Source organism: Pseudomonas sediminis, assembly GCF_002741105.1.
Lineage (GTDB): Bacteria > Pseudomonadota > Gammaproteobacteria > Pseudomonadales > Pseudomonadaceae > Aquipseudomonas > Aquipseudomonas sediminis.
The window spans coordinates 130,613-151,619 of sequence record NZ_NIQU01000006.1 but is presented as its reverse complement, the minus strand read 5'-3'; the positions used below and the strand labels follow the sequence as shown (position 1 = coordinate 151,619).

Annotated in this window: 14 protein-coding genes; 8 read left to right on the top strand and 6 right to left on the bottom strand. The window is 63.4% G+C overall.

The genetic code is table 11. From position 1 onward, the window contains the following. Positions 1 to 11: 11 nt before the first annotated feature. Positions 12 to 1,925, bottom strand: a complete 1,914-nt coding sequence (locus CDO35_RS15800; RefSeq protein ID WP_099525646.1) for a DEAD/DEAH box helicase — start codon at positions 1,923 to 1,925, stop codon at positions 12 to 14. 149 nt (positions 1,926 to 2,074) lie between these two features. On the opposite strand from CDO35_RS15800, the gene CDO35_RS15795 reads away from it, so the two are divergent. Then, the gene (locus tag CDO35_RS15795) at positions 2,075 to 2,968 is read left to right on the top strand and encodes a DMT family transporter (RefSeq protein WP_099525645.1); all 894 of its coding nucleotides are present in this window, start codon (positions 2,075 to 2,077) and stop codon (positions 2,966 to 2,968) included. Between the two features lie 40 nt (positions 2,969 to 3,008). On the opposite strand, the gene mnmC is transcribed toward CDO35_RS15795, so the two are convergent. Then, positions 3,009 to 4,970: a bifunctional tRNA (5-methylaminomethyl-2-thiouridine)(34)-methyltransferase MnmC2/FAD-dependent 5-carboxymethylaminomethyl-2-thiouridine(34) oxidoreductase MnmC1 gene (gene mnmC, locus CDO35_RS15790; RefSeq protein ID WP_099525644.1), complete on the bottom strand. Its 1,962-nt coding sequence runs from the start codon at positions 4,968 to 4,970 to the stop codon at positions 3,009 to 3,011. A gap of 122 nt (positions 4,971 to 5,092) precedes the next feature. Here mnmC and pap point away from each other — a divergent pair, with 122 nt between their 5' ends. The 7 genes from pap to CDO35_RS15755 all read left to right on the top strand — a co-directional run bounded on the left by pap (position 5,093) and on the right by CDO35_RS15755 (position 13,480). After that, positions 5,093 to 6,580, top strand: coding sequence for a polyphosphate:AMP phosphotransferase (pap, locus tag CDO35_RS15785; protein ID WP_099525643.1), 1,488 nt, complete (start codon positions 5,093 to 5,095; stop codon positions 6,578 to 6,580). Between the two features lie 232 nt (positions 6,581 to 6,812). Further along, positions 6,813 to 8,000 (top strand): thiolase family protein, encoded by a 1,188-nt coding sequence (locus tag CDO35_RS15780; protein WP_099525642.1) that lies wholly within the window; start codon positions 6,813 to 6,815, stop codon positions 7,998 to 8,000. Between the two features lie 124 nt (positions 8,001 to 8,124). Further along, the gene (locus CDO35_RS15775; RefSeq protein WP_099525641.1) at positions 8,125 to 8,745 is read left to right on the top strand and encodes a LysE family translocator; all 621 of its coding nucleotides are present in this window, start codon (positions 8,125 to 8,127) and stop codon (positions 8,743 to 8,745) included. A 63-nt stretch (positions 8,746 to 8,808) separates the two neighbouring features. Beyond that, entirely contained in the window at positions 8,809 to 9,732 is a 924-nt protein-coding gene (locus CDO35_RS15770) for a LysR family transcriptional regulator (RefSeq protein ID WP_099525640.1), read from the top strand. Next, positions 9,729 to 10,619 carry a LysR family transcriptional regulator gene (locus tag CDO35_RS15765; protein WP_099525639.1) on the top strand — a complete coding sequence of 297 codons (891 nt, stop codon included), beginning with the start codon at positions 9,729 to 9,731 and terminating at the stop codon, positions 10,617 to 10,619. Before CDO35_RS15770 ends, CDO35_RS15765 begins: the two co-directional genes overlap by 4 nt. A 147-nt stretch (positions 10,620 to 10,766) precedes the next feature. After that, a complete protein-coding gene (locus tag CDO35_RS15760; protein ID WP_099525638.1) occupies positions 10,767 to 11,393 on the top strand; it encodes a glutathione S-transferase family protein in 627 nt (208 codons plus the stop codon). A 53-nt stretch (positions 11,394 to 11,446) separates the two neighbouring features. Next, positions 11,447 to 13,480: a pyridoxamine 5'-phosphate oxidase family protein gene (locus CDO35_RS15755; protein WP_099525637.1), complete on the top strand. Its 2,034-nt coding sequence runs from the start codon at positions 11,447 to 11,449 to the stop codon at positions 13,478 to 13,480. Positions 13,481 to 13,485: 5 nt separating this feature from the next. Here CDO35_RS15755 and CDO35_RS15750 read toward each other — a convergent pair whose 3' ends face one another. The 4 genes from CDO35_RS15750 to CDO35_RS22940 form a co-directional block, all read right to left on the bottom strand. Further along, a complete protein-coding gene (locus CDO35_RS15750) occupies positions 13,486 to 14,418 on the bottom strand; it encodes a GGDEF domain-containing response regulator (protein ID WP_243699099.1) in 933 nt (310 codons plus the stop codon). A 1-nt stretch (position 14,419) separates the two neighbouring features. After that, positions 14,420 to 18,835, bottom strand: a complete 4,416-nt coding sequence (locus CDO35_RS15745; protein WP_099525796.1) for a hybrid sensor histidine kinase/response regulator — start codon at positions 18,833 to 18,835, stop codon at positions 14,420 to 14,422. Positions 18,836 to 18,890: 55 nt separating this feature from the next. Further along, positions 18,891 to 20,591 (bottom strand): putative bifunctional diguanylate cyclase/phosphodiesterase, encoded by a 1,701-nt coding sequence (locus CDO35_RS15740; protein WP_099525635.1) that lies wholly within the window; start codon positions 20,589 to 20,591, stop codon positions 18,891 to 18,893. 195 nt (positions 20,592 to 20,786) lie between these two features. Next, positions 20,787 to 20,960: a hypothetical protein gene (locus tag CDO35_RS22940; RefSeq protein ID WP_166432418.1), complete on the bottom strand. Its 174-nt coding sequence runs from the start codon at positions 20,958 to 20,960 to the stop codon at positions 20,787 to 20,789. Positions 20,961 to 21,007: the final 47 nt, after the last annotated feature.

The following is a 21,007-nucleotide window of genomic DNA, read 5'->3' as shown; positions in this document are numbered from 1 at the left end:
TGAAGTGCAGATCAGCCTGAAGCTTGCGCGATAGGTCGGCTTGCTGCCAAGCACTGCGTGGCGCCCTGGGCCTTGCGCGTGTACCACAGCACCCGGCTTACGCCACGGGTGATGGCCACGTAGGCCAGGCGCCGGGCTTCGTCCTGCATGGCCTGGTCGTAGCTGCCGGCGAAGAAACCGCATTGGGCGTAGAGCGCGTTGCGCAGTGGGTGCTTATCCGTCGGCAGGCAGTCGTCGAGGATGATCGCCACTTCAGCCTGCAGACCCTTGGCGCGATGGATGGTCATGGCCCTGACCGGCAGCGATTTGTCCAACTGTGCGCGCACCTGTTGCAGCGGCTCGTTGCGCCGGCTGAGCAGCAGCACAGCGGTGCGATCCGCGTTGGGGCGCTGGCTGACGTGCTGGCACTGCGCGGTGATTTCCTTGAGCAGCGCCGGCAGGCCGCTGGCCAGGTCGAAGCGCTGGATCAGCCTGACGCCATGGTCGCCCGGTTGCATGGCCTTGGCCGCGACGCAGGTCTTGGCCTGCTTGCTGTGCACCTCGGCCAGCACCCTCTCGCCGTCTCGGATCACCGGCTCGATGCTGCGGTAGTTGGTGCCTAGCAGCAGGGTGGTGCTTTTGCCGCGTCCACGGCTGGGGAAGTGGCGGTCGAAGTCGATGAACAGCTCTGGCGAGCTGCCGCGCCAGCCGTAGATCGATTGCCAGTCGTCGCCGATGGCCATCAGGCTGATGCGTTCGCCCGCCGCGTGCAGGCGGCGATGCACGGCCTGCAGCCACAGCACGATCTGCGGCGAGATGTCCTGGAATTCGTCGATCAGCAAGTGGCTCAGGGCGAGCAGGGCGGGGCCGGATTTGCCGCCGTCGCTGCTCAGTTGCTCGCTCAGTTGCGCGAAGGCGCCGTTGAAACTGATCAAACCCTGGCTCTGTAGCAGCGCGCTGAAGTGCTGGTGAAAGCGCTGCATGGCCTCGATGAAATCACGCTCGCGCGGTGCGCAGCCCAGAGCTTTCACGTCCAGGCGCTCGAGACGAATACCCAGGCTCTCGGCGAAGTCGATCTGCCCGTGCAGCAGCTCGAACAGCGGCAGGGCGGTGAACTCACCCGGCAGTTTGCAGGCGTCTAGTGGCGCCTTGGGCTTGCCCTGTGGCGGCTCTTCGGGTGCCGGCAGTTTGAGCAGGCGATGAGTCAGGGCGCGAAAGCGCGCGTCTTCGGTGTAGGCATTCTGGTAAGCCTGCTTGAGTAGGCGTTGTTGCGCGTGGCGCAGACGAGCGCCGGTGAGCGGGTTGTCCGGTTCGTCGCTGGGCTCGTCCATTTGCTCGAACCAACGCGGGTTGCCCAGGCTTTCCTTGGCCAGCGTGGCCATGGCAGCGTGGAAGGTGCGCACGCACTGGCGCGCATCGTGCGGGTAGTGCCAGAAGTCGAGCAGGCGTTGCAGTCGCTCGCGCAGCTCGTGGCAGGAGGCGTTGGTGAAGGAGATCACCGTTAGGCGTTTCGGCTCGACCTCCAGGTGGCAGAGCAGGAACACCACACGCAGTACCAGCGTGCTCGACTTACCCGAGCCGGCGCCAGCGAAGATGCGCGCCAGCGGGGCGCGGCAGAGGATCATCGCCCATTGTTCGTCCGACGGTGTGCCGATCAGCCCGGCACTCACCGCCTGGGCCACGCGCTCGCGCATGGCCTGCACCTGGGGGTCTTCGATCTTCAGCCGAGTGGCGGGGTAGATGCCGGCGGGGCCAGGCTTGCCGCTGGCGGCCTTGCGAGTGCCGGCTTTCTTGTTGCCGGCGGACTTCTTCTTGCTCTGCTTGCGTATGGGCTTGCGCGGTTGCGCGGCTTCGCGCTCGGCACGCAGATAGGCGGTGGTGCGGGGGAAGTAGCGGGCTAGGGCGCTGGACAGCAGTTGTTTGTAGCGCGCGACGGCGGAAAGCATGCGGTGAGAATTACCTGACAGATAAAGTCCGCATGATAAAGCCTGCAGCGCGATGGCAGGCAGTGATGGCGCAGCGATAAATGCGCAACTTTGTGCAAGCGCCTGGCGCGTATCGCTTCCAGACTGTGCTCAGTCTTGGGAGATTCTCGATGAACCTGTCGCTTTACCTGCTGACCGTACTGATCTGGGGCACGACCTGGATCGCCATCAAATTGCAGATGGGCGAGGTGGCCGTCGCCGCCTCCATCGCCTATCGCTTCGCCCTGGCCTCAGCAGTGCTGTTCGCCATGCTCTGGTTCAGCGGCCGCCTGCAGCCGCTGGATCGCCGTGGCCAGGGCATTTGCCTGGTGCAGGGGCTGTGCCTGTTCTGCCTCAACTTTCTGTGCTTCTACACCGCCAGCCAGTGGATACCCAGTGGCCTGATCGCGGTGATCTTCTCCACTGCCACGCTGTGGAACGCGATCAATGCACGGTTGTTCTTCAAGCAGCGCATCGCCGCCAACGTGTTGCTCGGTGGCGCGCTGGGGCTGGTCGGCCTTGGCTTGCTGTTCTGGCCGGAGCTGGCCGGGCACGAAGCCAGCCGCGAGAGCCTGATTGGTATCGGTCTGGCAGTGCTCGGCACCTTGTTCTTCTCGGCTGGCAACATGCTCTCCAGCTTGCAGCAGAAGGCCGGCCTCAAACCGCTGACCACCAACGCCTGGGGCATGCTCTATGGCGCGCTGATGCTGGTGGGCATCTGCCTGGTCAGCGGTACGCCGTTCGCCTTCGAGTGGAACGCGCGCTACGTCGGCTCGCTGCTGTACCTGGCGATTCCCGGCTCGGTGATCGGCTTCACTGCCTACCTGACCCTGGTCGGACGCATGGGCCCGGAGCGCGCGGCCTATTGCACGGTGCTGTTCCCGGTAGTGGCGCTGAACATCTCGGTGTTCCTTGAGGGCTACCAATGGACGACCCCGGCGCTGCTCGGCCTGGGCCTGGTGATGCTGGGCAACGTGCTGGTGTTTCGCAAACCCAAACCGGTGCTTGCTGAGGCCAGAGCATAAGCGCGGCCAACCCGGTAGTGTGCACCGTGCACACCGTCGATCAGCTCCCGCGAATCAGCTTGCGCAGCATAAAGCGATTGGGGTGGCTGGCCTCAGCCACCTCGCGCGGCACTGGTAGCGGTTCGCCTTCCAGCCAGGCAGCGATCAGCTCGCCCGACAGTGGCGCGGTGATCAGCCCGCGTGAGCCGTGGCCGCTGTTGATGTACAGGCCGTGCAGCCAGGGACAGGGCGCATCCGGCACCTGGCGGGCGTCCTTGGCCAGTACCGCATAGGTTTCGGTAAAGGCTTCGGCATCAGCCAGCGGCCCGACTATCGGCAGGTAGTCTGGGCTGGTGCAGCGGAACGCGGCGCGGCCTTCCAGCGTCGCCGGATCGAGTGCCTGTGCATCCAGGCGCTCGGCGAGATCCGCGGAAATCTCGCGCAGCAGTTCCAGGTTGCCAGCGTGCTCGGCGATGCTGGGCGTGAGGTCGTCGCTGTGGAAGTCGAAGCTGGCGCCCAGGGTGTGCTCGCCTTCGCGCGGTGGGGCGACGTAGCCTTCGGCGCAGACCACGGTGCGCAATTGACTGCTGAGCGAGTTGGCCGGCAGGCGGCTGATCTGCCCACGGATGCGCTTGAGTGGCAGATTCGCCTCTGGCAGCAGGCGGCCAATCTCGGCGGCGCAGGCCAATACCAGCACCGGTGCTTCGACCAGCGTGCCGCTCGGCCCGTCGACGCGCCAGCGGTCATCCTGCCGGCTCAGACTCAGCGCCTCCTGGTAGGGGCGCAGTTCGATCAATGGGTGTTGCACCAGTTGCCGGCACAGCGCCGGTGGGTGTACCCAGCCGGCGTCGGGGTAGAACAGACCGCCAGCCGGCAGACCAATGCCGGCCAGCGCTTCGGCCTGCTCGCGCCCCACGGAATGCAGGAGATCGGCAGGGAAGGCGGCGGCCAGCTTGCCCTGGCGCGCGGCTTCCTTGTCATCGAAGGCCAGCTGCAGCACGCCGCAAGCGTCCCAGTCGGCACCGCGCTGCAGGCGTTCGAGCAGCCGGCGGGTATGGCCGAAGCCAGCGACGATCAACCGTGACAGCGTGGTGCCATGGGCCGAGAGCTTGAGGTAGAGCACGCCCTGCGGGTTGCCCGAGGCCTCGCAGGCAACCGCCGCGTGGCGCTCCAGCATGCTCACTCGCCAGCCGCGCGCAGCCAGGCTGGCGGCAGTGGCGCAGCCGGCCAGACCTGCACCGATCACCACCGCGTGTTTTTCCGGCGCGGGGCGGGCGGGGCGGGCGAACCAGGGTTTGCCCTCGCCTTGCGGGTTGCCGATGAAGTGGCCCTTGAGCACCTCCCATTTCTTGCCCAGGCCGGGCACACGGCGCATCTGGAAGCCGGCAGCGTTCAGCGCCCGGCGCACCACGCCAGCGCTGGTAAAGGTGCCCAGCGTTGTTCCCGCAGTAGACAGTCGCGCCAGTTCGGCGAACAGCTCGGGCGTCCACATCTCAGGGTTCTTCGCCGGGTTGAAACCGTCGAGAAACCAGGCGTCGATGCGCGCATCCAGTTGCGGCAATTGCTCCATCACGTCGCCGATCAACAGCGTCAGCACCACCCGACCACCGGCCAACAGCAGGCGCTGGAACCCGGGGTGAATGGCGCGGTATTGAGTCAGCAGTTCTGCGCTGAACGGTGCCAGCTCTGGCCACAGGGCCATTGCGCGCTGCAGGTCGTCGTGATGCAGCGGATATTTTTCGACACTGACGAAGTGCAGGCGCGCGCCAGCGGGAGCCTGTTGCTCGAACAACTGCCAGGCGCAGAGAAAATTCAGCCCGGTGCCGAAACCCGTCTCGCCGATGTTCAGGCATTCGCCGTCGGCGAGAGCGGCGAAACGTGCTGCCAGATCGTTGTTGGCGAGGAAGACGTAACGTGTCTCTTCCAGGCCATTTTCCTGGGAGAAATAGATGTCGCCGTAGCTGCGCGACAGAGGTTGGCCGCGCTCGTCCCAGTCGAGCTGGGCGTGATGGGTGTCTGACATGGCTGGGTTCCGCTGGATCGTGCGGTGATTCTACCGTGCACAGGTGCGGTGGCGCTGGTGTCAGCGGGCAAAGCATTGGATGTTCCGTTAGGCTGTGAGGATCATTCCAGGGAGGTTGCTTTATGTTCGAGTCCGCCGAAATCGGCCGCAGTATCGACAAGGCCACGTTCGAGGCCGAAGAGCCGGCGCTGCGCGAGGCGCTGCTTGAGGCGCAGTACGAGCTCAAGCAGCAGGCGCGTTTCCCGGTGATCGTGCTGATCAACGGCGTCGAGGGCGCCGGCAAGGGCGAGACGGTGAAACTGCTCAACGAGTGGATGGACCCGCGACTGATCCAGGTCAGCACCTTCGACATTCAGACCGACGAAGAGCTGGCGCGTCCGCCGGCCTGGCGTTACTGGCGCCAACTGCCGCCCAAGGGACGCATGGGCGTGTTCTTCGGCAACTGGTACAGCCAGATGCTGCAGGGCAGGGTGCACGGCAAGTTCAAGGACGCGGTGCTGGACCAGGCCATCGATGGCGCCGAGCGCCTGGAGCGCATGCTCTGCGACGAGGGCGCGCTGATCTTCAAATTCTGGTTTCACCTGTCCAAGCAGCACATGAAGGCGCGACTGGAAGCACTCAAGGACGACCCGCTGCACAGCTGGCGCATCAGCCCGCTGGACTGGCAGCAGTCGAAGACCTACGACAAGTTCGTGCGCTATGGCGAGCGCGTGCTGCGCCGCACCAGCCGCGATTACGCGCCCTGGTACGTGGTCGAGGGCGTCGATCACTATTACCGCAGCCTCACCGTCGGGCGCATTCTGCTCGAAGGCTTGCAGGCGGCATTGGCCAATCCGCAACGCGCCCAGCTGCAGCCGCATGCCGCGCCGCTGGTTTCCAGCCTGGACAATCGTGGCTTGCTGGCCAGCCTGGATATGACCCAGGCCCTGAGCAAGGACGACTACAAGGAACAACTGGCCACCGAGCAGGCGCGTCTGTCCGGGCTGATGCGCGACAAACGCATGCGCAAGCACGCGCTGATCGCGGCATTCGAAGGTAACGATGCCGCCGGCAAGGGCGGCGCCATCCGTCGTGTGACAGGTGCCCTCGACCCGCGTCAGTACCGCATCGTGCCCGTGGCGGCGCCGACCGAGGAAGAGCGCGCTCAGCCCTATCTATGGCGCTTCTGGCGGCACATTCCGGCGCGCGGCAAGTTCACCATCTTCGACCGCAGCTGGTATGGCCGTGTGCTGGTGGAGCGGGTCGAAGGCTTCTGCAGCCAGGCCGACTGGCTGCGCGCCTACGGCGAGATCAACGATTTCGAGGAGCAACTGGCCAATGCTGGAGTGATCCTGGTGAAGTTCTGGCTGGCCATCGACCAGCAGACGCAGTTGGAGCGCTTCAATGAGCGCGAGGAGATCCCGTTCAAGCGCTTCAAGATCACCGAAGAAGATTGGCGCAACCGTGACAAGTGGGACGACTACGCCGATGCGGTGGGCGACATGGTCGACCGCACCAGCACCGAGATCGCCCCCTGGACGCTGATCGAGGCCAATGACAAGCGCTTCGCCCGGGTCAAGGTGCTGCGTACCATCAACGAGGCCATCGAGGCGGCGTTTGCCAGGGATTGATGTCTTGTCGCGGCTAAAGCGGAATGCCGCCCAGCCGCTCCCACAGGTTACAGGGGAGCCGTGGGAGGGGCTTTAGCCGCGATGCTTTTGTTTCGTTCCCGATGGCCCCCGGATTGCATCCGGGCACCGCCCCGACATCGCCCCGTATACGCCAGATCAATGATGGTCGCGCCCGGGGATCGGCTGGATTTATCTTCACGCCATTCGCCATCCAATAACAACGAGGTGCGTCATGCGTGAAGTGGTGATCGTCGATAGCGTCCGGACTGGCCTGGCCAAGTCCTTCCGCGGCAAGTTCAATATGACCCGGCCGGACGACATGGCCGCTCACTGCGTCGATGCGTTGCTGGTGCGCAACGGCATCGACCCGAAGCTGGTCGATGACTGCATCGTCGGCGCTGGCTCCAACGAGGGCGCGCAGGGCATGAACATCGGCCGCAACGTCGCCGTGCTCTCGCGCCTCGGCAATCCGGTGGCTGGCATGACCCTCAACCGCTTCTGCTCCTCGGGCCTGCAGGCCATCGCCATCGCCGCCAACCAGGTGGCATCCGGCTGCAGCGACATCATCGTTGCCGGCGGTGTCGAGTCCATCACCATGACCCTGAAAAGCATGAACATGGACAACCTGTTCAACCCGCTGCTGCAAAAGGACAATCCGGGCATTTATTACCCCATGGGCAAGACTGCCGAGATCGTCGCCAACCGCTACGGCATCACCCGCGAAGCCCAGGATGCCTATGCCCTGCAGAGCCAGCAGCGCACCGCGCGGGCTCAGGCCGAAGGCCTGTTCGCCGACGAAATCGTGCCGATGACGGTGAAGTATCAGGTCGAAGACAAGGCCACCGGCGAGAAGAAGATCGTCGACGGCGTGGTCGAGGCGGATGACTGCAACCGCCCGGACACCACCATCGAATCCCTGGCCAAGCTGCAACCGGCGTTCGACCCGGCTGGCAGCGTGACAGCCGGCAACGCCTCGCAACTGTCCGACGGTGCCTCCATGACCCTGATGATGAGTCTGGAAAAGGCGCTGGAGCTGGGCCTCAAGCCCAGGGCCTATTTCCGCGGCTTTACCGTGGCCGGTTGCGAGCCGGACGAGATGGGCATCGGCCCGGTGTTCTCGGTGCCCAAGCTGCTCAAGGCCAAGGGCCTGAGTGTGGCCGACATCGACCTGTGGGAGCTCAACGAGGCGTTCGCTTCGCAGTGTCTGTACTGCCGCGATACGCTCGGGATCGACAACGAGAAGTACAACGTCAACGGCGGTTCCATCTCCATCGGCCACCCGTTCGGCATGACCGGCTCGCGCCAGGTCGGCCACCTGGTGCGTGAGCTGCAGCGCCGCGAACTGCGCTACGGCATCGTCACCATGTGCGTCGGTGGCGGCATGGGTGCTACGGGGCTGTTCGAGGCGTATCGCGGATAAACGTAGGGTGCGCTGTGCGCACCGGGTTGTTTCCCGGTTGTTGGCGGTGCGCACGGCGCACCCTACGGTTTGAACGATGCGCTGTTTATACTCGCGCTCTGCCCAGTGGACGGAGCGCCTGCCGATGCCCTATGCCGAAAACCTGATCGCCTTCACCCTGGCGGCCACGCTGCTGACCCTGACGCCGGGGATCGACACGGCGCTGGTGTTGCGCACCGCTGCGGTCGAGGGCCGGCAGCAGGCGTTTCGTGCGGCGCTGGGCATCAATGCCGGTTGCCTGCTCTGGGGCGCCGCGGTGGCCTTCGGCTTAGGCGCGCTGCTGGCGGTGTCCGAATTCGGCTACAACCTCCTCAAGTATTGCGGTGCGGCGTATCTGGCCTGGCTCGGGCTGAACATGCTGCTGCGCCCGCGCACCTCATTGGCTCCGGCGCAGGCCGGCGGCCAGTCCGGTGCCAACTGGTTCCTGCGCGGCCTGCTGGGTAATGTGCTCAACCCCAAGGTAGGGATTTTCTACGTGTCTTTTCTGCCGCAGTTCATTCCGCAGGGGCAGCCGCTGATCGCCTGGACATTCGGTCTGGTGGGCATCCATGTGGCGCTCAGCCTGGTCTGGGCGCTTTTGCTGATCGGCGCTACCCAGCCGCTCGGCCACTGGCTGCGGCGTACGGCGGTGATCAAATGGATGGATCGCAGCACGGGGCTTATCTTCGTCCTCTTCGCCGCGCGTCTGGCCTTGAGCCGGCGCTGAGTCCGGACGTGGCCTCGTCATGAGGTACGCTGCGTCGGTGTAACAGAAAACCAGGCGGTGACGATGGATCGGTTTCAGGAAATGAGGGTGCTGCTGGCAGTGACCGAGGCCGAAAGCTTCGCCGGTGGCGCCAAGCTGCTGGGCATTTCGCCGCCTAGCGTGACCCGCGCCGTCGCGGCGCTGGAAGCGCGCCTCGGCACGCTGTTGCTGGCGCGCAGCACGCGCAGCCTGCGTTTGACCGAGGCCGGCCAGCGTTATGTCGAGGACTGTCGACGCATCCTGCTGGAGCTGGAAGAAGCCGAGGAACTGGCCGCTGGTGGCAGTGTGCGCCCGCGTGGACGACTCACCGTGACGGCGCCGGTGATGTTCGGTGAGCTGTTCCTGATTCCACGCATCGCCCAGTACCTCGACACCCACCCGGATGTGGAGGTCAATGCGCTGCTGGTCGACCGCGTGGTGAACATGATGGAGGAGGGCATCGACGTGGCCGTGCGCATCGGCTCGCTGCCCGAGGGCGATCACCCTGCATTGCAGGTCGGGCAGATTCGCCCGGTGGTGTGCGCCTCACCAGATTTTCTCGACCGCGTCGGGCGTCCGCGCCACCCGGATGAGCTGCGCGATTCGCCCATCGTCATGTCCAGCGCCAGCACCCTGCTGTCGCACTGGCAGTTCGTCGGCGCCGACGGTCCGTTCGGCTTCATGCCGCAGCCGCGCTTCACTGTCAGCTCCAACCAGGCGGCGATCAGTGTAGCGCGGTTGGGCTGGGGTTATACCCGCGTGCTGTCCTACCAGGTGGCCGCTGCGGTGGCGCGCGGCGAGATCGAACTGGTACTCGAAGCGTTCGAGCCACCCGCCTTGCCGGTACACATCATTCACCAGGGCGGCCGCCAGGTGTCGGCCAAGGTGCGTACGTTCGTCGACCACTGCGCCGCCAGTTTTCGCGCCGATCCAGCGCTGCGCGCGGCCGGAGCCGCGCCTGTGTCATGAGTCATCACCGCGAGATGCAGGTCTTCCTCGTCGTGGCCCAGGCGGGCAGCCTGGCCGCTGCTGCTCGCCAGTTGCAGCTGTCGCAGGCCACGGTGATGCGTACCGTAGCTGCGCTGGAAAGTCGTCTGGACAGCACCTTGCTACTGCGCGGGCCACGCGGTGTGAGCCTGAGCGCGGCGGGTGCGACTTTCGCCGATAGCTGTCAGCGCATCCTGCAGCGGGTTGAGGAGGCCGAGCGCTCGGTGGCCGGCCTGCATGCCAGCCCCGTCGGACAACTGAACCTGGCCCTGCCGCTATTGATGACGCATCAGGTGCTGACCCCCATCGCAGTCGACTACCTGGAGGCATTTCCCGAGGTGAGCCTGGCTACCTTGGCGCGCGAGGAGCCGCCCAGGTTGCTGGAGGAGGGCATCGACCTGGCCGTGGTGGTCGGCCATTTGCCCAGTTCGTCCGGCTTTGCCGTGCCGCTGGGATGGGCGCGACCGCTGGTCTGTGCGACACCTGACTATCTGCAGCGCTGGGGCTGGCCCGCAAGTCCGCAAGCCCTGCATGTGCACCGCACCATTGGCCGCTCTTCGACCGGTCATGCGGGGGAATGGCGTTTTGCGGACGGTGCGGTGAAGCTCGCGCCGCGATTGACCTGCAGCACGCCGCAGGCTGCGATCCGCGCAGCGCTCGCCGGTTTTGGCCTGACCCGCTGCCTGAGCTATGAGGCCTATCAGGAGTTGCAGAGTGGGCAGTTGCAGGCGGTGCTGGAAAGCTTCGCCGCAGCGCCTTTGCCGGTGCAGCTGTATTACCGCGAAGGACGCCGGGCGGCGGGACGGGTACGTAGCTTCCTCGACTTTGCCGTGCCGCGCCTGCGTGCTCATCCGGCGTTTCAGGCCTGACGTGAGAAAATTGCAGAAAGTGAAATAGTGGATTGTTCTTTGTGGTGATTCTTATCGAGATTGGATGAGGCCAACATGGTCCCATCGTCGCGAAGGCCAGTCGTCTCGCGGTGACCTTATCCAATCATGCTCGAAGGAGTCATCGCCATGTCCCGTCCCGCCATCAAGCTGTACAACTTCCCGCGCTCCGGCCATGCCCACCGTGCCGAGCTGATGCTCTCGCTGCTGCAATTGCCCACCGAGCTGATCTTCGTCGACCTGGCCAAGGGCGAGCACAAGACCCCCGAGTTCCTTGCCCTCAACCCCTTCGGCCAGGTACCGGCCATCGATGACGGCGGCACCATCGTCAGCGATTCCAACGCCATCCTCGTCTACCTGGCCAAACGTTACGGCAACGACGACTGGCTGCCGCAGGAGCCGGCTGCTGCCGCCCGCGTGCAGCGCTGGTTGTCGGTGGCCGCCGGTTTGGTAGCGTTCGGCCCCGCAGCTGCGCGCCTCGTCACCGTATTCGGCGCCTCGTTCAACACCGAAGAAGTGATCAATCGCGCCCATGCGCTGTTCACCGTGATGGAAGGCGAGCTGGGCGAAACCCCATTCCTCACCGGCGACAAGCCGAGCATCGCCGATGTCGCCAACTACTCCTACATTGCCCACGCGCCGGAGGGCAACGTCTCGCTGGAACCCTATCCGAACATCCGCGCCTGGCTGGCACGCATCGAGGCACTGCCGGGTTTCGTACCGATGCCGCGTACCGCCGCCGGCTTGCAAGCCTGAGTCGCCGATAGCTGCCGGGATCACTCGGCAGCTTCTTGCGTGGAGGACAGAACATGCAACAGCTCCCCAGCCATCGGCACTCGCCCTGGCATGCCGGTGAAAAGCAACTGCAGGAAAAGGTCGGCGTCGGCGAACGCATGGAAGTGCTCGGGCAGAAGGTGATCCGTGACTACATGCCGGATCAGCATCGCGAGTTCTACCATCAGTTGCCGTTCATGATCGCGGGTGCTGTGGATGGCGCAGGCCAGCCCTGGGCCACGTTGATCGAGGGCGAGGAGGGTTTCGTCACCTCGTCCGATCCACGTCAGCTGTCGTTCGACTTGGCCGCCATGGCGCTCGATCCGCTCGATCCGGCCACCGCCGGCCTGGTCAGCGGAGAAGCCATTGGCCTGCTTGGCATCGAGCTGCATTCGCGGCGGCGCAATCGCATCAACGGGCATATTCATCAGGCATCGGCACAGCGTCTGGACATCACCGTGGAGCATTCCTTCGGCAATTGCCCGCAGTACATCCAGCTGCGCCATTACCGCCGCGTACCCGAGCGGGGCGTCGAACGTCTGGAGGCGACCGAACTGGATGCGCGTACTGCCGAGATGATCCGTAGCGCTGACACCTTCTTCGTCGCCAGTTATGTCGAGCATGACGATGGCCGCCGCTCGGTGGACGTCTCGCACCGGGGCGGTCGCGCTGGCTTCGTGCGGGTAGAGGGCAATCGCCTGACCATTCCCGACTACGCCGGCAACCTGTTCTTCAACACGCTGGGCAATCTCACCGTCAATCCGCGCGCCGGCCTGCTGTTCGTCGACTTCGCCACGGGTGACGTGCTGCAACTGGGCGGACGCGCCGAAATCCTTCTCGACAGCCCGCTGATCAACCTCTTCGAGGGGGCCGAACGGCTATGGACCCTCGACGTCGAGCAGGTGGTGCTGCGTCCGTCCTCGACCTCATTGCGTTGGGCCTTCGAGGAATATGCACCGACCAGCCTGATGACCGGCACCTGGGCAGAAACCGATGCGCGCCTGCGCGAGCGTGAGCAGCGCAACCAGTGGCAGCGCTGGCGCGTGCAGCATCAGCAGCAGGAGAGCGCCGATATCCGCTCGTTCGTGCTGGCGCCGGAGCAGGGCGTTGCACCGCGCTTCGCCGCCGGTCAGCACCTGCCCATTCGCATCACCACTGTTACGGGTGAAACCCTGCTGCGTACCTACAGCCTGTCGAGTGCTCCATCGGACGGTCAGTTGCGCATCAGCGTCAAGGCGCAGGGGGTGGTCTCGCGGCACCTGCACGAACAGCTTCAGGTTGGTGATGTGCTGGAAGTGCGTCCGCCACTGGGCAGCTTCACTCTCAACAGTGACACTCATCGGCCGCTGGTGCTGATCGGTGCCGGTGTCGGTATCACGCCGCTGCTGTCGATGCTGCGCGAGCAGGTGGCGCTGGGGCAGGGCAAGCGCATCCATTTCTTCCAGGGGGCACGGACGCTGAGCGACCTGCCGTTCCAGGTCGAGCTGCGCGAGTTGGTGCAACGTGCTGATGGCCTGCTGCGCGTGCATCGTGCCCTCAGTGCACCGGAGCAGAACGCAGTGCTCGGACGCGACTATGAGCAGCATGGACGCATCGAGATGGAGCAGATCAAGGCGGCGCTGTCGTTCGACGATTACGATTTCTACCTGTGCGGCCCGGCCGCCTTTACCCAGGCGATCTACGATGGCTTGCGCGATCTGAACGTCGCCGATGCGCGCATCCATGCCGAGGCGTTCGGCCCCTCGACCCTGACGCGTCGTACGGACGGGCAGGTGACTGCTTTCGTGCAGCCGCCAGCGGCAACCGAGCCGGTGCCGGTGTACTTCACCACTTCGGCCAAGGAAGCACGCTGGATGCCGGAGGGTGGCAGCCTGCTGGAACTGGCAGAAAGCCGGGGCCTGACGCCAGAGTTCAGCTGCCGTGGTGGTTCTTGCGGCACCTGCAAGACGCGACTGATCAGCGGCCAGGTGCATTATCCGAACCCGCCAGCCGAGTTGCCGGAAGGCGATGGTGTGCTGATCTGCTGCGCGGTGCCGGCGCAGGGCGAGCCATTGCAGCTGGATCTCTAGGCTTGTTAGGCCCCGTAGCTCTGGATGCAGGTGCGATTGCGACCTTCGCTCTTGGCGCGATAGAGCTGTTCGTCGGCCCATTGCAGATGCTGCTCCAGGCTGGCCGTCGAGGTCGGCAGACGGGTCGCGGCGCCGATGGACAGGCTGACTCTGTCGGCTACGTCTGAGGCACGGTGTTCGATATCGAGACGTGCAATGGCTGAGTGCAACTGCTCGGCTACGGTCAGAGCACCGGCTTCATCGGTATCGGGCAGCAGTACGGCGAACTCCTCGCCGCCGAAGCGTCCGACCAGGTCGTGAGGGCGGCGTAAGTTGCCATTCAGGGCCTGAGCGACGTCGCGCAGACACTGGTCGCCACGCATATGACCGTAGAGGTCGTTGTACTTCTTGAAGTAGTCGACGTCGATCATCAGCAGTGACAGTGGGCGCTGCGCGCGCAAGGCGTGTGCACGGATCGACTCGAAGCGTTCGTCGAAACTGCGCCGGTTTGGGATACCGGTCAGGCCATCGAGCATGGCCATCTCGCGCAGCAAGTCACTCTGCAATTTCAGTTTAAGGTGATTCATCACGCGGGCGCGCACCACCACCGAATGGAAGGGCTTGCGGATGTAGTCCACTGCGCCCAGCTCGAAACCAATGGTTTCGTCGTCCTCATGATCCTTGCCGGTGACGAAGATTATAGGAATCTCGCTGGTCTCTGCCGTCGCTTTCAGGCGTCTACAGACTTCATGGCCGTCCATGTCGGCCATGATCACATCGAGCAGGATCAGGTCCGGGAGGAGGTCACTGCTCATCGCCAGTGCCTGTTCCCCGCTGGTGGCCATGTACACGTCACAATCGTTGCGAAACAACTCGTGCAGCAATCGGATGTTCAACGGCTGATCGTCGACGATCAGCAGTTTAGGACGTTTGTGCAGGTAGGGTTTCAGTCGCTCCAAATCAATCCCCCTCTAGCGATTGGTGTAATACATGAAGCAAGTACTGCGCGCGCTGGAAGTCCAGTGCGTCGATCGCCTGACGGATAGCCTCGAAGTCACTGCGTAGCGTGTCCGGTATCTGCGTAGCCAGGTTTTGCACTGATTCGAGGGCATTCAGGTTGCCCTCCTGCAGTTGCACGTTAAGCGCTTGCAGGGCCGTCGTCCACTGCAAGTCAGCGGCTGCAACAGTAACGGTCTGCTGCGTCATGGCGGTGGACGTGGCGACGGCGAACATCGTCTGCAGACGCTCGCAACTGTCGCGCAGTTGCTGACGTGCTTCATCCAGCCAGGCGCCGTCCTCATGAAATGGCCTGGCATCCTCGGCGATCTGCTTTTCCAAGTCGGCGAAGTGCATCGAGAGCTGCTTGGCGCCGATGGTCCCGGAACTGCCCTTGAGGCTATGTAGGCTCCTGAGCATGGCGTTGGTATCACCGTGCTGCTGATGCCCCCGCAACTGATCCAGTTGCTGATGCAGATCGGCAGGAAAGATCTCCAGCATTGAGCGCAACAGCGTCAGGTTTCCGCCGAACCGCCTGAGAATGGCGGTTTGATCCTCGATTGGCTCGTCCACCGCGATGGTGCTGGGTTGTGTAGTTTCCAGGCCGCACCATTGGCGAATCACCGCCACCAGCTTTTCGATGTCGATCGGTTTACCGACATGATCATTCATGCCGGCCGCCAGGCACTGATCACGGTCGGTGTTGGAGGCGTTGGCGGTCATGGCGATGATGGGTTGCGTCTGGTGCGTTGGCTGCAGACGAATACGCCGAGTAGCCTCCAGACCGTCGATATCCGGCATCTGGATGTCCATCAGGATGGCGTCGAAGGGCGGCTGTGCGGTTTGCGCCAGTTGCACACCTTCCAGTCCGCCTTCAGCGAGGCTGACGTCAGCGCCTTCGCCTGCCAGCAGTTCGCTCGCGACCTGGCGGTTGAGCGCGTTGTCCTCGACCACCAGCAAGCGCAAACCCAGCAGACGCTGTCCCAGTTTGTAGCCCGGCACCTGCGTTTCGTCGCTAAGGCCATGGCGCGCCTGGAGGATGCAGGCCACCAACTGGCGCGGCGTGACCGGCTTGGTGAGGAAACCGGCAAACGGGGCGTCGGCCTCGCCGTAGCGATCGGCCAACACCTCGCGGCCGTGGGCGGTGATCATGATCACCGTCGGCGGCGGGCGATGCGGCGTGGCGCTCTCGCGTATCCGCTGTGCGACTTCCAGGCCGTCCATCCCCGGCATCCGCCAGTCCAGCAGGACGATGTCGTAGGGTTGCTGTGCCTGCTGCACACGCAGCAGAGCGTCGTCGCCGCTGTCCGCGGTTTCGGCATGCCAGCCCAGGTCGAAGATTGTCTGCTGCAGCAATTTCCGCGCGATCATATTGTCGTCGACGATCAGCAGGCGTAGTTGCTGTTGCTCGTCACGCGCGTACCTCAGCGCGTCGGTGCCGTCGCGCACGCCCAGCTCGAGGTCGAACCAGAAGCGACTGCCGACGCCGAGCTCGCTTTCCACGTGCAGGGTGCCGCCCATCAGTTCCACCAGTCGTTTGCATATCACCAGGCCCAGCCCGGTGCCGCCGTAACGGCGGGTGGTAGAGGCTTCCGCTTGGGTGAAACCGTCGAAAATACGTTGCAACTGGTCCTCGCTGATACCGATACCGGTGTCACTCACGGCGACGCGCAGCTTGACCTGATCGGCTATACGCTGCAGCTGGTGCAGGCTAACTATCACCTGGCCGCTGTGGCTGAATTTCAGGGCGTTGCCGGCCAGGTTGATCAGCACCTGCTGCAGACGCAGGCTGTCGCCCAGTAGCACCGAGGGCAGGGCGGTATCGACGTCGAACATGACCTCGATATCCTTGTCGCCCTGGTTGCCCGCCAGTACCACGGCCAGATTACGCAGCATGGGCTCCAGTTCGAGGTCGTGCAGGTCCAGCTGTAGTTTGCCGGCCTCGATCTTCGAGTAATCGAGAATGTCGTTGAGCAGGCCTAGCAGGGCGTGCGCGGCGCTTTGCGCCTTGAGTACATAGTCGAGCTGGCGCGCATTGAGTTCGGTGGCCTGTACCAGCTGCAGCATGCCCAGCACGGCATTCATCGGTGTGCGAATTTCGTGGCTCATGTTGGCCAGGAAGGCACTCTTGGCCGCGCTGGCGGCGTCGGCTTGTTCCTTGGCATGGCGCAGGTCGGCTTCGAGCTGCAGTTGCGCGGTGATATCGCGGTTGATCCCGGTGATTTTCACCGGATTGCCCTGCTGGTCGCGCTCGACGTGTGCCCCGGGCTGGATGTACAGCACCTGGCCATTGGGCCTGACGATGCGGAAGACGCGGTCGAACGTGCCCCTGCCGGCGATCAGGTCGCGCAGATTCGCCTCGGTGGCCGTTTGGTCTTCAGGGTGAATGCGGTCGTGCCAAAGGCGGTACTCCAGCCCTTGTTCACGCCATTCGAGCGGATAGTCGTAAAGCTCGAACATCCGCTCGTTCCAATGCAGTAGGTTGTCGACGGGGGTCCAGGACCAGATCCCCAGCTCTGCCACCCGCGCCGCCATCGAAACCTGGTCATGGGCGGCCAGGGCCTCGCGGCGCAGGCGAACTTCCTTGGAGAGATCCAGGGCGATCCCAAGGTAGCCGGCGACATTCCCATTCTCATCGCGCATGGCGTTAACCAGCAGGGTCACCGAACGCAGTGAGCCATCCTTACGTACGTAGGTCCATTCACGGCTATCCGCTTGTTCCAGTTCCGACTTGTGCACAAACACGCGGAAGCCGGTGATCGGCTCAGCGTACTCCTGGCTGAGCTCCTCGCTGTATGCCTGAATCTCTTCGGGCAGGTGGAACATGGCGGGGGTCTGCAGGCCTACGACTTCCTTGGCGTCATAGCCCAGCAGGCGCTCGGCGCCACGATTGAACACGCGGATGACCCCCTCGAGATCGGTGGCGATGATGGACACCTCCGACGCTGACTGCAGCACGTTGTTGAGCAGAAGATTGAGCTTGCGCAGTTCCTGGGTTCGTTCGCTGACCTGCTCTTCAAGGTTGGCGTTGAGTTCAAGAATGCGGGCTTCGGCGGCCTTCTGTGCAGAAATGTCGCGCACGGTCTTCGACAGACCGATCAGGTTGCCGGTACCGTCGAACAACGGGGATATCGAGATGGACACGTCGACCAGTTGACCATCTTTGCGACTACGCTGAGTGTCGAAGTTTTCCACTTCCCGCTGCGCGGCGATGTACTGCAACGACCTCTGCTCTTCGTGGCGCAGATTCTCTGGAATAGTCAGCCCGAGCAGGTTTTTACCCAGGATTTCCGCTGCGCTGTAGCCAAAGATACGCTCGGCGCCACGGTTCCAGCTCAGCACTCTTCCGTCGAGATCCTGGCCGATGATGCCGTCGCTCGAGCTTTCCACGATAGCCGCCGAGCGTGCTTGCTCCGTGAGGATTTGTCGGTGGCGCTGACGGCTCACCTGAATCACGCTCATCAGCACTGCCAACAGCAGGCTGAGCAGGGTTCCGGTCAGTGCTGCCATTTGTGGGGAAAGCAGGTTGAGTTGATTGATGAACTCATCCTGCGCATGCAACTCAATCTGCCAGCGTCGTCCGAACACCTCCCGCGTGAGCGCGTGACTGGCGATTTCATCCGTGAATTCTGATTGCGCGTGGTAGCCGAAGAAATCCTGCGGTTGCGTAGCATCGGTGATATCGCTCAACTGCAGGTGCAGACCGTCCCGGTCGAGGTGCAGGCCCTGCATAACCTCCTCTGTGAGCAGGGGCGCGTAACTCCAACCAATACCCTGAGCCATGCGCTCCTCTACCGTGCTGGGCGTGACCGCACCGCGATAGATGGGCAACAGGATCAGGAAGGACTGCAACGGGCTACCGGTGGCCTGAACCAGGGTGATAGGCCCAGATATCCGCACTTCGCCACTGGCCATGGCGGCCATCGCGGCGCTACTGCGGTTGTATTCCGAGGCGATGTCGAGCCCTACGGCCTGCCGGTTTCTCTCCACTGGTTCGATGTACTGGATGACGAATCGCTCGCCATCGTGAGGGATGAACTGGCGGATCTGGAAGTCTGGCATTCCGTCGGCGCGAGCTAGGGCGAGGAAGCTGTCCTGCTGCTGCTCGGGCACCCGGCGAATGAAGCCGAAGCCACGCGCGCCCGGGAATTCGAGGTCGACATCACGCGTCAGGCTGTAGATGCGAAAGCCCTCGCGGGTGATGCCGTGCTCGCCACTCGCCAGCACGGCACCGCGTGCACCGCGTAGGCCGTACTGGTACAGCTCGATGCGCTGGAGCACTGTGTCCGCGGCTCGTTCGGTAGCCTCGACCAGCGCTTGGTCCACCTTTTGCTGGTTGCTTTGCTGCAACACGACGGTAGTCAGTAAGGTGGCGGTCATGCTGGCCGCGAACGTTAACAGGACGATCAGCCGCACAACGTTGGTTTCCTTTGGCTCATTGGTGCTCGCAGACAGTTGTCAGACCCATGAAGGTACACAACTGCTCGAAAGGCATGGGTCGACAGTAATGAAAGCCCTGCATCAACTCGCAGCCCAAGGCGAGCAACTGTCTTGACTGCTTTTCGCTTTCCACTCCTTCGGCCACCAACTCCAGACCCAGAGCCTGGCCCATGCGCACGATGGCTTCGATGATGGCCGCGTCACTGTGGTCAGTGAGCATGTCCCGAACGAAGCTCTGATCGATCTTAAGCACGTCGATGGGTAACTTCTTCAAGTAGGAAAGGCTCGAATAGCCGGTACCGAAATCGTCGATGGCGATGCGTACGCCCATTTCTTTCAAGGCCTCAAGTAGCCGGCGTGCTTGCTCGACGTCGCGTGCGAGCACGCCCTCGGTGATTTCCAGTTCGAGCAGTTCGGGCGGCAGCCCCGTGTCATGGAGCACCTTCTTGATCATGTCGAGGAAGGATTCTTCGCGAAATTGCACCATCGAGATATTGACGCCGACGCAGAGACGCTGGCCCATGTCGAGCAACTGCTTGGCGTCGCTGCAGGCCTTGTGCAGCACCTGCTTGCCGATCGGCACGATCAGCCCGGTCTCTTCGGCCAACGGGATGAACGCCGCTGGCGAGATCAACTCACCCTCGTCTCGGCGCCAGCGAATCAGCGCCTCCATGCCGCAGCTGCGCTCGTCACGGACGTCGAAGCGCAGTTGGTAGAACACCTCGAAGACGCCCGACTCAAGGGCGCTGCGCATATGGCTCTCCAGCAGGTGGCGGGCTCGAGCCTGGCTTTCGATGCTGTGGGAAAAGAAGCGGTAGCGATTTCGGCCTTCCTGCTTGGCCTGGTACATCGCGGCATCGGCCTGACGATAGAGGGCTTCGAGGTCCGTGCCATCGACAGGGAATACGCTGATGCCGACACAGGCGGTGACATCGTAGCGATTGCCGGCGATGCTCATGGGCAAGGCGATGATCTGCAGCAGACGCTCGACATAGTCACTGATGGTCTCGGAGCGCTGTACATCGTTCACCAGAATCACGAATTCATCCCCACCCTGGCGGCTGACGGTGTCCACCTGGCGTGACGTGTCATTCAGCCGTCGGCCGACTTCCTTGAGGATAAGGTCGCCCACGGAGTGTCCCAATGAGTCGTTGATGCCCTTGAAATTGTCCAGGTCGAGCAACAGCAGGGCGAGACTGGCACCGTTGCGCCGGGCCTTCTGCAGCATCTGCTCGGCCCGATCACGCAACAGCATGCGATTGGGCAGGCCGGTCAGTGCATCGAAGTAGGCCAGACGCTTGGCCTCGGTGCGCAGATTGAGGTGGGCGCGGACGTGGGCTCGGGCTACTGGGATGCTCAGCGGCTTCTGGATGAAATCGATGCCGCCTTGATCCAGCGCCTGGATTTCGTTCTCCGTCTGCGTATGGGCGCTCACGAAAAGAATCGCTGCATCGCACAGCTTGGCGTCGGCCTTGATCAGGCGGCATAGCTCGAAGCCGCTCATGCCAGGCATCTCGATATCTAGCAGTACCACGTCGGGCCTGCAGAACCGCGCCACTTCCAGCGCCATGCGACCATCGTTGGCAATATGCACCTGTGCCAGCTCGCCAACGGCCTCCTGCAAAATCCTGACGTCGGTGGGTTGATCGTCGACGATCAGAACCACGGGCGTGGGATCGAATCGATTTTCATACATCACTGCACCCCGGAAATCCCCTTTCCCGGAGGTGAGATTAGCCCAGCTGCGCCAGAGTGGCGGTCGTCTCGATTACCTTTATGTCAGATCATCGAAAGATGTCGCCGGCGCCACTGTCGCCAGGAGTCGCTCGGGGAGCGGAACGACCTCGTCGCAAGCTGCTGCCGTTTCGCAGGAAACGGCAGCAGCCTGTGCTTATCCTTGCGGTTGTGCGTCTTCAAGTACTTTGCGGTAGGCATCGGCTTCGTCCTGGGACGGGAAGATACCGACCAGCTCTCCATTCTGAATCACATCCCAGGCCACCAACCCCATGGCACGGGCTTCACGGGAAAGATGTTCGCTGTCACGTTCGTGCACGATCACGTTCATGCTTGTCTCCTCGTAATACGAATGCGGCTAAATGTCGCAGTTCGTTT